9 protein-coding genes and 1 pseudogene are annotated in these 11,776 nt (G+C 70.6%); 9 read left to right on the top strand and 1 reads right to left on the bottom strand.

The features are described from left to right. Positions 1–268 precede the first annotated feature (268 nt). The 7 genes from EAO75_RS32505 (at position 269) to EAO75_RS32475 (ending at position 9,177) form a co-directional block, all read left to right on the top strand. Positions 269–1,357, top strand: a complete 1,089-nt coding sequence (locus tag EAO75_RS32505; protein ID WP_147998755.1) for a LacI family DNA-binding transcriptional regulator — start codon at positions 269–271, stop codon at positions 1,355–1,357. A gap of 422 nt (positions 1,358–1,779) precedes the next feature. After that, positions 1,780–3,123 carry an ABC transporter substrate-binding protein gene (locus tag EAO75_RS32500; protein ID WP_147998754.1) on the top strand — a complete coding sequence of 448 codons (1,344 nt, stop codon included), beginning with the start codon at positions 1,780–1,782 and terminating at the stop codon, positions 3,121–3,123. Positions 3,124–3,133: 10 nt separating this feature from the next. Beyond that, positions 3,134–4,018 carry a carbohydrate ABC transporter permease gene (locus EAO75_RS32495; protein ID WP_147998753.1) on the top strand — a complete coding sequence of 295 codons (885 nt, stop codon included), beginning with the start codon at positions 3,134–3,136 and terminating at the stop codon, positions 4,016–4,018. Further along, positions 4,018–4,956: a carbohydrate ABC transporter permease gene (locus EAO75_RS32490; protein WP_410092502.1), complete on the top strand. Its 939-nt coding sequence runs from the start codon at positions 4,018–4,020 to the stop codon at positions 4,954–4,956. Before EAO75_RS32495 ends, EAO75_RS32490 begins: the two co-directional genes overlap by 1 nt. A 25-nt stretch (positions 4,957–4,981) precedes the next feature. Further along, complete coding sequence (locus EAO75_RS32485) at positions 4,982–6,571, top strand: family 43 glycosylhydrolase (protein ID WP_147998752.1); 1,590 nt, start codon at positions 4,982–4,984, stop codon at positions 6,569–6,571. Positions 6,572–6,732: 161 nt separating this feature from the next. Continuing rightward, positions 6,733–7,788, top strand: a complete 1,056-nt coding sequence (locus EAO75_RS32480) for a LacI family DNA-binding transcriptional regulator (protein WP_147998793.1) — start codon at positions 6,733–6,735, stop codon at positions 7,786–7,788. A 204-nt stretch (positions 7,789–7,992) separates the two neighbouring features. Beyond that, a complete protein-coding gene (locus EAO75_RS32475) occupies positions 7,993–9,177 on the top strand; it encodes a ferritin-like domain-containing protein (RefSeq protein ID WP_147998751.1) in 1,185 nt (394 codons plus the stop codon). 211 nt (positions 9,178–9,388) lie between these two features. On the opposite strand, the pseudogene EAO75_RS32470 reads toward EAO75_RS32475, so the two are convergent. Next, positions 9,389–10,047 (bottom strand): annotated as a pseudogene (locus EAO75_RS32470) (ThuA domain-containing protein). Between the two features lie 147 nt (positions 10,048–10,194). On the opposite strand from EAO75_RS32470, the gene EAO75_RS32465 reads away from it, so the two are divergent. Together EAO75_RS32465 and EAO75_RS32460 are read left to right on the top strand one after the other, a co-directional pair. Continuing rightward, positions 10,195–11,214 (top strand): DUF5954 family protein, encoded by a 1,020-nt coding sequence (locus tag EAO75_RS32465; RefSeq protein WP_147998750.1) that lies wholly within the window; start codon positions 10,195–10,197, stop codon positions 11,212–11,214. Between the two features lie 62 nt (positions 11,215–11,276). Further along, positions 11,277–11,776, top strand: a 500-nt coding sequence (locus tag EAO75_RS32460) for a VOC family protein (protein WP_147998749.1), incomplete at its 3' end; no start/stop codon positions are given.

Raw genomic sequence — 11,776 nt, 5'->3', positions numbered from 1 at the left:
GGTTGCTTGAGAGGGGGTGGGGTGGGGTGGGTCTGGGTCCGTAGGCACAACCTTGCGGCCCGCATGCCGAATATCCGGCTCGGTCGCCCCGGGGGCACTACATGCCGGTGTCGGGAGATCCGCGCGCCCCTCCGGCTCTCGCGGCCGGCGCGTCGGAACAGTGCCGGTGGGTGGGCCGCTGCTCGGCGTCTTGTGCTTTCAGTGGGCCGGGGTAACCCGTGGGATACGGTTTCTATGAGGTGGGTTCAACCGTGAAGGAGCCGCAGGGGTGAGTCAGCGCAAAGTGGGCGGCGAAGCCGGTCGGGCCACCATCCGGGACGTCGCGGAGCGCGCCGGCGTCTCCGTCGCCAGCGTGTCGCGTGTGCTGTCCGGCAACTACCCGGTGTCGGAGGACCTGCGCCGACGCGTGATGAAGGTCGTCCAGGACCTGGACTACGTCACCAACGCCCACGCCCGCTCCCTGGCCGGTGGCGGTACGCCCACCGTGGCGATCCTGATCAACAACATCACCGGCGCCGCCTTCGCCCATGTGGCCAAGGGCGTCGAGGGCGCTGCCACGCTACGGGGCTGGCTCTCGCTGGTGGGGACCACCGGGGACGACCCGGAGCGGGAACTCGCGCTGGTCAACCTCATGCGCCAGCAGGGTGTCGCCGCCGTGGTGCTGCTCGGCGGCGCCTACGACTACGACGAGTACCAGCTGCGCATGGCCCGCTTCGCCCGCTCGCTGGACGCGGCCGGCTCCCATCTGGTCCTGGTCGGCCGACCGCCGCTGGAGGGTGATGTGCCGGCGACGACGGTGGACTACGACAACGAGGGCGGCGCCTACGCCATGGCCAGCCATCTGCTGTCCGCGGGGCATCGGCGGGTGCTCGTCCTGCCGGGCCATGCCGAACTCACCACCGCGCAGGGCCGGTTGAGGGGAGCACAGCGTGCCTTCGAGGCGTACGGCGTGCCGTTCGACTCGGGCATGGTGCGGCACGGGCCGTACGACTACGAGCACGGGTACGAGGCCGTGGTGGCGGCCTTGGAGGAGACGCCGGACTTCACGGCCGTGCTCGCCGGGACGGATGTCGTCGCCGCCGGGGCCATGCAGGCGCTGCGGGCGGCGGGGCGGCGGGTGCCGGAGGACGTGTCGATCGTCGGGTACGACGACATCCCGCTCGCCTCCCAGCTCACCCCTCAACTCACCACCGTGCACGTGCCGTACGAGGAGATGGGGCGGGTGGCGCTGCGCGCCGTGGCCGACCGCCGGGAAGGTACCGGGGGTCGCCGGAAGGGCGGCGACGGGGACCATCTCGTGCTGGGCACCCATGTCGTCGTACGCAACTCGGTGCGGCCGCCCGGTCGGCGGGACTGAGCCGAGCCAGGGCCCGAGGGTAGGTTCCACCCACTCCTTCGGGAGTGCCTTGAGCGTCTGTTACGTAATCGGTTTCCATCTGGATTACCGGGATTCCCCTCGCCGCCCGGCACCCTCTCAGGCGTCCGGCATTCCCGTTCGATCCCGTCTGACCTCCTGATATTCCCTCGCGTTGTGACCCGCCGACCGCCCCCGGCAAGTCACCTCACCGACAGCCCACCGAAACAAATCACCGCACCCCTCTTGCTATGCGCGGACCCTCCGCCCTACGGTCCCTGCAACCGCTTACTACAGCTTCCGCTTCCGCTTGGCCGACCCCCCGCAACCGAGCCGCCGCATTCCGGCCGCCGTTCCTGGCCAGCGCCCCCGAGCCGTCGCCGCTTGAGCAAGAACGCTCTCTCATTCCGAAGGATCACGGTCAGATGAACTTCACCAGCTCCCGGAGAAGGTTCGCCTCCGCCGCCGTCGCGGGAATCGCTCTGACAGGTCTGCTCGCCGCCTGCGGCGGATCCGACTCCCAGGACTCCGGGTCGGGAAACAACGGCTCCGGCCCCGTCACCCTCGACTTCTGGGGCTGGGCCAACGGGCAGGAGGCCGTCGTCAAGGCGTTCAACGCGAGTCACAAGGACGTCCAGCTCAAGTACACCAAGGTCACCGACCAGTTGACGATGCAGAAGCAGCTGACCAACGCGGTCAAGGCGGGCAACGCGCCGTGTCTGCTGCAGAACACCGGTGAGTACGTGACCAGTTGGGTCTCGCAGGGCGCGCTCGCCGACATCACGCAGTACGTCGGGTCGAGCAAGGGCAAGTTCAACGCCGGCTCGTGGGCGGCGGGCCAGGTGCAGGGCAAGGTCTACGGCGTTCCGACCGCCTCGGCGCCCGCGTTCACCATCTACCGCACGGACCTCTTCGAGAAGTACGGCCTCAAGGCACCGGCGACCTGGGACGACTTCATCGCCGCGGGCAAGGAGCTGAAGAAGCACGGCGTCAAGATCACCAACTACGCCGGTGAGGACCCGAGCACCCTGGAGGTGCTGGCGATGCAGGCCGGGGCGCACTGGTACCGCATCGACGGCGACTCCTGGGTGGTGAACTTCAAGGACGAGGGCACCCTCAAGGCCGCCAAGGTGATCCAGGAGATCGTCGACAATGACCTGAACTCCAAGCTGTCCTTTGCCGATTACGCCGCCGTGCAGCGCAACTACGACGACGGCGGCACCGCGACCCGGCAGATCTCCACCTGGCAGATGTCCGGCATGGTGCAGAACTTCACCAAGTCCTTCGGTGACTGGGCGCTGTCGCCCTGGCCGACCTTCAAGGGCGAGGCGGCCAAGACGCCTGCGGGGACGAACCAGAGCGCCAATCTGACGCTGGTGTCCGAGCAGTGCAAGAGCAAGGAGCAGGCCGCCGCGGCCGCGCTGTGGATGTCCACCGACAGCGGTGCGGTCAAGACCATGGCGAGCCCGGAGACCGGCAGCGGGGTGATGCCGGCGCTGGCCGACGGCGACTCGTATGTCTCCGACGCGATCTCCGAGAAGCTGCTCGGCAAGAACTACGAGCCGGGCAGGAAGGTCGTCACGGACAGCCTGGGCACCGTGACCACCGACTGGACGTTCGGACCGAACTGGACCGCGATGTTCACCGAGATGCAGGACGAGTGGGCCGCCGTCGTCAGCAAGAAGCAGAAGGTCACCGACCTCCTGGACCACATGCAGGAGTGGACGGTCGACGACCTGTTGCAGCGCGGCATCAGCGTCAAGGGCTGAGGCGGACTCGATGATTGCCTCCCAGCGCTGGAAGGGTGCCGCCTTCACGGTGCCCTTCCAGCTCGGCTTCGCCTTCCTCTATCTGCTCCCCATCGGCTACGCCGTCCACCAGTCGCTGTTCCTTCAGAAGCAGTCCGGGCTCGGGCTGGGCGGTGCGACCACGGAGTTCGTCGGGCTGGAGAACTACCGGCACGGGCTCACCGATTCGGCGTTCATGACGTCGATCCTGCGGGTGGTGCTGTTCGCCTGTGTGCAGATCCCGTTCATGCTGGTCGTGAGCCTGGTTCTGGCGCTGTTCCTGGACGCGGTGAGCGCGAGGGTGGCCGGGCGGTTCCGGATCCTGCTGCTGGTGCCGTACATGATTCCGGGCGTGGTCGCGGCCATCGTGTGGATCAACCTGTACAGCCCCGAGGTCGGACCGCTGACCCCGCTCGGTGAGGTCTTCGGATTCGACTGGAACTTCTTCGCGCCCTCCATGGTGTGGCCGGCCATCGGCAATCTGCTGACCTGGCACGGCATCGGCTACAACATGGTGATCATCTACGCGGCGCTCCAGGGCGTGCCGCGCGAGCTGTTCGAGGCCGCGCGGCTGGACGGGGCCGGCGAGCTGCGGATCGCGCTGAGCATCAAGATCCCGTTCGTGCGCGGGGCGCTCGTCCTGACGGCGCTGCTGTCGATCATCCAGATGCTGCAGATCTTCAACGAGCCCGCGCTGTTCCGGAACGTGACCCCGCAGACCGTCAGCGACAGCTTCACCCCGATCATGATCATCTACAACCAGGCGTTCAACGCGGGCAACTACCACTACGCCGCGGCCCTTTCGGTACTCCTCGCCCTGATCCTCGGGGTGGCGTCCCTCCTCTTCTACCGGCTGACCGCGAGGGAGGCGGACTGATGGCGCTGACCGCGCATCGTAAGGGGGACAGGACCGAGACCGGGGCCCCGTCGCCGCGTGGGCGGGCCGTGCGGCGGCTCAACCGTCCCGATCCTGCCGCGCGGTCCCGGGGTGGCCGGCGGTTCATGCTGGTGGGGCTGGCCCTGGCCAGTGTCTACAGCCTCTTCCCGGTGTACTGGCTGATGATCGCCGCGACCAAGGACCGGGTGGGGTTATACCAGAGCAACGGACTGTGGTTCTCCGGCTGGCATCTGTGGGACAACGTCCAGCAGGTCTTCACCTACGAGGACGGCATCTTCCTGCGCTGGACCGCCAACTCGTTCCTGTACGCCGGTGTCGGCTCCCTCGGCGGCACGCTGATCGCGCTGGCCACGGGCTACGGGCTCGCCCGCTTCGACTTCCCCGGGCGAGGCGTGGTGTTCGCGTGCGTCGTCGGTTCGTTCCTGATCCCGATCGCGCTGCTCACGCTGCCGCTGTATCTGCTGTTCTCGGCGATCGGGCTGGTCGACACCCCCTGGGCGATGCTGATCCCGTGCCTGATCAACCCGTTCAGCGTCTATCTGGCCAAGGTCTACACCGAGGCCACCATCCCGTTCGAGCTGCTGGAGGCGGCGCGGATCGACGGCGCCGGTGAGGTGCGGATCTTCTTCAGCATCGTGCTGCGGATGATGACCACGGGCGGCGCCACGGTGTTCCTGCTCGCCTTCGTCAACACCTGGAACGCCTTCTTCCTCCCGCTCACCGTGCTGCGCGGCGAGGAGAACTGGACCCTCAACCTGGGCCTGTACAACTGGTCCGGCAAGCGCCTGGAGTCGGGCGTCGACGTGACCAGCCTTGTCCTGACCGGCGCACTTCTGTCCATCGTGCCGATGGCGATCATGATGGTCGCGATGCGGCGCTACTGGCGCAGCGGCGTGACGTTGGGGGCCCTGAAGTGACGGCTGATTCCCCGGGAGCTCTCAGGTGACCCTGCTGCGCAACCCCGTCATCCGCGGATTCGCCCCGGACCCTTCCCTGGTGCGGGTCGGCGACTGGTACTACGTGGCGACGAGTTCGTTCGAGTGGTTCCCGACCGTCCCGATCCACCGCTCCCGGGACCTCTCGCACTGGGAGCACGCGGGCCATGTCCGGGGCGCGGTCCCCGGCGACTCACTGGCCGGGGTCCCCGACTCGGGCGGCATCTGGGCGCCGTCGCTGAGCTGGGACGGTGAGCGGTTCTGGGTGGTCTACTCGGTGGTCCGTTCGGTGGGGACGCCGTACTTCGACGTGGACACGTATGTGAGTACGGCGACGGAGGCGGGCGGCAAGTGGACGGCGCCGCGACGGCTGCCCAGCCACGGATTCGACCCCGCGCTGTTCCATCAGGAGGGGCGGCTGTGGCTGCTCAACCTCCAGAACGACCATCGCCCGAGCGGGCGGCGGTTCGCCGGGATCGTACTGACTGAGTTGGACCGGGAGACGCTGACCCCGGTCGGGGACACGCATCTGCTGCTTCAGCACGAACGGCTCATCGAGGGGCCGAAGTTGCTACGGCGAGACGCCTGGTTCTATCTCGTGCTCGCGGAGGGCGGCACGGGTGTCGAGCACGGGGCGATCGTGGCACGCAGTCGGGCGATCACCGGCCCTTACGAGCTCGACAGCCAACCCCTGTTGACGACGCGCGACGATCCCTCGGTGCCGTTGCAGAAGGCCGGCCACGCGGAGCTGGTCGAGACGCCGGGCGGTGAGTGGGTGATGAGCCATCTCACGGCACGGCCGTTGCAGACGCCGGCCGGGCCGCGCTGCCCCCTCGGTCGCGAGACGGCGATCCAGGCGGTGACGTGGGACGAGGCGGGCTGGCCCCGGCTGCGGCACGGGGGTTGGCATCCGGCGGTCGAGGTCGACGTACCGACGCGTTCCGCCGAGCCGGAGCCCCAACCGGCCGGTCCCGGCGATCCGTTGGGCTGGCCCTGGAGCACCCTGCGCGGCTACGCCGACCCCAGCTGGGCCGATGCCACCACCCGGCCGGGCTGGATCCGGCTGCGCGGCCGGCACGGTCCCGAGTCGCGGTGGGCGCACAGTCTGCTCGCCCAGCGGATCACGGAGCACCGCGCGGAGGCCGAGGTCACCGTGGAGGCGGGGCCCCGGTCCTTCACCCAGGCCGCCGGGCTGGTCCTCCGGTACAACGCGGAGGCCTGTCTGAGCCTGGACCTCACCTGGGCGGAGCCCGAGGGCGAGGAGCAGTGCGGGCAGCAGTGGCGAGGCGTGGGACGTACCGTGCTCGGTCTGGTGGAGCGTGAGGAGTCCGGTACCCGGCAGGTGGCCGTGGTGGAGGTGGACGCGGGCGTGCCGTTGACCTTGGGCGTGACCGTCGAGGACGGGTGGGCCCGGTTCTGGTATCTCCGCGGGGGTGTTCGCACGCCGGTCGGGCCGCCGCTGGACTTCTCCCAGCTGTCCGACGACCACGGCTCCAAGCTGCGCTTCACCGGGGCGATGGCGGGCGTGCATGCCGTGGATCTCGTCGACGCGTCGTTCACCGCCGACTTCACGGGATTCCGCCTCACCTGCTGGTAGCCCGGGGCTTGTTCGAGGTTTCGAAAGTCGCGGCCCATGGACTCCTGCGATGTCCTGCCCCTTCCGGACTCATCGCGGCGAACCTAGGGTAGGAAGCGCTTACTGTTTCCGTGCTGGTCGAAACTTTCATGGCCTCGGGCGGGCCGGAGAGGTGGTTCCCGATGGTCCGTACGGGCGGTGCGAGCGTGGCTGCCGGGCCTACCCTCGCGGTCGTGGCCCGCGAGGCCGGGGTGTCCGTACCGACCGCCTCCAAGGTGGTCAACGGCCGGGAGGACGTGGCCCCCGAGACCCGCCGCCGGGTCACCGAGGCACTGGACCGGCTCGGCTATGTCCGAAGACCGCGCTTCGACGCGGCGAAGACGCCGGGCCTGGTCGACCTCGTCGTGCACTCGCTGGACACCTCGTGGTCGGGCGCGGTGCTGCACGGAGTGGAGGCGGCGGCCCACGACGCCGGGCTGGAGGTGGTGGTCTCGGCCGGTCTGACCCGGACGCGGGGCGCGCGACCGGAGCGGGGCTGGCTGGACAAGCTGATCGCGCGCGGCTCCTCCGGGGTGCTGTTCAACCTGGCCGAGCTGACGGAGTCGCAGTACGCGTGGCTGGAGCAGCACCGCATCCCGTTCGTGATGATCGACCCGGTGCTGGAACCGCCGCCCGGCGTGGTGTCGGTGGGCGCGGCGAACTGGCACGGCGGCGTGACGGCGACCGAGCACCTCCTGGCGCTCGGCCACCGACGTATCGCCGTCGTCGCCGGTCATCAGCGCAAGATCTGCAGTGCCGCCCGGGTGGCCGGCTACCGCTCGGCGCTCGCCTCGGCCGGGGTGCGGCACCGTCCCGAGTACGTGCGGCACGCCGGCTTCGACGAGGGTGTCGCGCACCGCAGGACGCTGGAGCTCCTCGATCTGCCCGAGCCGCCGACGGCCGTCTTCGTCTGCTCGGACCGGATGGCCCTCGGGGTCTACGAGGCTTTGGCGGAACGGGAGTTGAGTGTGCCGCAGGACGTGAGCGTGGTCGGCTTCGACGATCTGCCGGAGGCCCGCTGGATCTCCCCGGCCCTCACCACGGTCCGCCAGCCGCTGTCGGAGATGGCGGCGACGGCACTGCGGCTGCTGGTGCGGATGATGGACGGAGAGCAGCCGGAGAGCACGCGGACGGAGCTGTCGACGCGGTTGGTGCAGCGGTCGAGCACGGCCGCCCCGCGTGAAGCGACGCCCTGCTGAACCTCTCGCCCCACCTGCCTCGGCAGCCCCCGCACCCGGTTCCCCGACGTTGGACCGACAGGGTGGTCGATGCGCCGCTCGGCACGTGTGCCCTGGTCGCGGCGATGATCGCTGCTAGCTTCGCGAGCTGTCGGAGGGGTCCCGGGTGCCGTGCGTCTGGCCGAGGCGGGGCCGTCCCTATGAACTGAGGCGAGGTTGACGGGTATGGGCGAAGAGCCGGACGAATCCGCGGTTGCTCCGTTCAAGCGCAGGAAGTTCCTGGCGTCGGCCGCGTTGGCGGCCGGGGCGCCGACCGCGGTCGCGGGGCCCGCGCAGGCCACCGCGGAGCCGGCGGGCGCGGAGCCGGCGGGCGCGGCTGCCGCCGAGGCCGGCCTCGCGGGCCTCGGCACGGCCGGACTCGGGTCCGTGGCGCAGCTGATGGCCGTCCCCGAGGACAGTCGCGGGGTCGCCTGGCTCAGGTCCGCCCTTCAGGTCGCCGTGGGGCTCGAACTCTCCACCATTCCGCCCTACTTGTGCGGCTGGTGGTCCGTCAGGGACCACCGCAGCGAGGTCGCGCGGATGCTCCGGCGCATCGTCGGGGACGAGATGTACCACCTGGGCATCGTCTGCAACCTGCTCGTGGCCGTGGGCGGCAGGCCGCAGATCAAGGCCGCCGCGCCGGTCTACCCCGGCCCGCTGCCCGGCGGGGTGCGCGCCGGGGTGACCGTCTATCTGTCGGGCCTCACCAAGCCCTTCGTGCGCGACGTGATGATGGCGATCGAGGCCCCCGAGGTGTCGCTGGCCCGCAGCGTGCAGGCGTCCCCCACCGTCGGACAGTTCTACGACGGCATGCTCGGCGCGTTCCGGGCGGTGCGGCCGGACCTGTCGACGCGGGAACAGGTGACCCAGCACATCGACACCGACGAACTGCGCCCGGTGCGCAGCCTCGACGACGTGGAGCACGCCATCGAGGTCATCAGGGAGCAGGGCGAGGGCACCGACAGCTCCCCGACCGACTCCTTCTCGGACGACCGCCCCGCGCACTACTACGCCTTCGGGGAGATCTACCACGGCCGGGAGCTGCGCGAGACCGACGACGGCTGGCGGTTCGTCGGCCCGCCCGTGCCGTTCCCCGAGGTGCGCCCCATGGCCCCGGTCCCGGTGGGCGGCTGGCGCAACACGCCGGCCCATGTCGGGGGGCTGCTGTTCCGCTTCGACGCGATGTACAGCACGGTGCTGGACTCCCTCGACGCGGCCTGGGCGGGCGGTGGCCACCGCACCCTGAGCGCGGGCATCCGCACCATGCGCGGGCTGGCGAAGCCCGCCGTGGAACTGATGGAGATCGGCCTCCCCTCCGGCCGGGGCACCTACGGGCCCCAGTTCCGCGCGCTCCGCAGGCCCCGCCGCTGAGCGTCACTCCGTGACGGCGGGCTCTCAGGGCCGAACACCCGGGGCCAGAAGGCGTCCCTGATCCCCGGATCCACGGCCCTGAGAGCCCGCACGACCGGCCTGACCCTCCGTCGGGCCGTCAGGGCCGGGCCGGCCGCCACGCCCGGGAGTCGTGGCCGGTGCGTACGGCGTGGTCGACGGTGGCCGGGCAGAGGCTTCGTGTCCGGCCCGGTTACCGCCGCGACCCCTCGGGGTTCGCCGCCCAGTCGATTCCGCCGAGGAGATGGGCGCGGAAGTCCGGGTCCGCGTACGCCTCGGTGGCATGCCCGAGGGCCGTGTAGAAGACGCGTCCCGCGCCCTGCTCGCGGCACCACGCCAGTGGATGGTCCGCGCCATGCCGCCGCCCTCGTACGACGACTCGTCGGCACGGAGCAACACCCGTACCGCGGCACGAGGGTTGGTGCGGAAGTCGTACCACTCGTCGACGAAGTCCCATACGGCGGGCAGGTGCCGGGTGGCCGGGTGCGCGCGGTCCTCGACCATCGCCCTGCCCGGCTGGTACTCGGGGTGCCGGTCGAAGCGGGCGCCCAGCAGTTCGCCGTAGTACGGCCAGTCGTACTCGGTGCAGGCCGCCGCGTGCACCCCGACGAAACCGCCGCCCGCCTCGACGTACGCGGCGAGGCGCGCGCGACCGGCGGGGGTGAGGACCTCGCCGCTGGTGGAGAGGAAGACGACGGCCGCGTAGGCGTCGAGGGGCGCTTCGAAGGCGCGTGGGTCCTCGGTGTGGTCCACCTCGAAGTCGCCTAGCGTGCGGACGGCCTCGACGCCGGCCGGGATGGATTCGTGCCGGTAGGCGGTGGTTCGGGTGTGGACGAGGAGTCGTACAGGCACGCGAACGAGCCTAGGCGAGGCGGGGGCCGCCTCCCACTCCCGACGGTGATCGGAAAGTTTCGACGCCCGCGGAAGCGATGTCCAACAGCCGGGGCTGTTGGGTCTGTTCACTCCTGGGCGTGACAGCGCCCTCGCGACAATGCGTGCATGACCCATGACTGGCAGCAACAGATCCACGCGCTCCACGAGGAGTTGGTCCGCCGTGACGACCCCGCCGCCTGGGTGCGGGAGGCCGACGCGGTGGACGCCTCGGTGCGGTATCCGGGGTTCGCGCTGCGTGGGCCGGTGTTCGGGGTCGCGGTGCGGGATCCGGCGGCGGGGCCCGGTTGGCGGCTGCTGAAGCCGGTCGTGAACGGGATGCCGCAGATGTGCCGGGACGCGCTGAACACCTACCTGTGGTTCCGCGCGAAGGACGGCACCGACGATCCGGACGTACGCCGTGAACTCCTCGCCGCCGTCGATGTGTTGAGCCGGGAGCCGGTGAACGAGGTCGAAGCGTGCGGGGTGCGGTACCGGATCGTGCGCGGGGACGAGTTCACCCGCTGCGACGACCACGGCCTGGAGCCACCCCGCCCCACCGACCCGGAGCCCGCGGAACGGACCTGGAACTTCCGGGACGACCACACCCCCTCGCCCGACCTGGACCTCGTCCTCGATGCGGACCCCTCCGACGGCCCGATGGCCGGTGCCCTGCGGGCGTGGCTGCGCGGGTTCGCCTACCGGGGCGTGCGCTTCCCCGCCGACGTGCGCGGCGATTCGGAGCGGGCGGTGCGCTCGCATCCTCAGGTCGTGCTGTTGCCGACGTGCTTCGGCGTGGTCGAGCGCGAGCACACCGGCTGGGAGCCGACCCTCGCGCTCCAGGCCACCCCCCACGACGCCCGGCGGGTGCTGCACGACGCGCTGGCCGAGATGTGGCCCATGCTGTTCCGGTTCGACGACGCGAAGAAGGCCGTGTACGCGAAGGCGGCCGAGGAGTTCCGGGCATTGGAGCGCGCCGACGAGGTCGAGGTGGCGGACCGAGTGTTCCGGATCTGCCGGGTCGAGCGCGTGCTGCGCATGGGCCCGGACGGCCCGGAGACCGCGCGCCCCTCGGACGTGGACGAGTACGGCCCGATGAAGATCCATCCGACGCTGCTGCCCGACGGCACCGTCGTTTTCGACGAGTGAGCGCCCCGCAGTGGCGCACAGGTGTTCCATCACAGAGGCCGCTCTGCGTAGCCTCGGCTGCGATGAACGCCATTCCCGCGCTCCTGGATCACCTCGTCCTCGCCACCCCCGACCTGGCCGCCACGGTCGCCGACTTCACCCGGCGCACCGGCGTGGCCCCCGCCCCGGGCGGCGTGCACGTCGGGCTCGGCACCCGTAACTACCTGGTGTCCCTGGGCGGCGCCAGCTACCTGGAGATCATCGGTCCGGATCCCGAGCAGTCCGCGCCCGGCGAGCCCCGCCCCTTCGACGTCGACGGGCTCACCGTCCCGCGCACGGTCACCTGGGCCATCAGCCCGCCCGACCTGGACGCGGCCATCGCCGCCGCCCGCGCCCGGGGCTACGACCCCGGCCCGGCGCAGTCGATGAGCCGCCGCAAGCCCGACGGCACCCTGCTCCAATGGCGCCTCACCGACGGCGACGACGCCCACCCCTCGGGGCTCGTCCCGTTCCTGATCGACTGGAGCGCCACGGTCCATCCCACCGCCTCCGGGCTGCCCACCACCCCCCTGCTGTCCCTGAC

It is taken from the genome of Streptomyces sp. UW30 (assembly GCF_008042075.1).
Taxonomy (GTDB): Bacteria; Actinomycetota; Actinomycetes; order Streptomycetales; family Streptomycetaceae; genus Streptomyces.
Note: the sequence above shows the minus strand (reverse complement) of the source record. Positions and strands in the feature narration are given on the sequence as shown.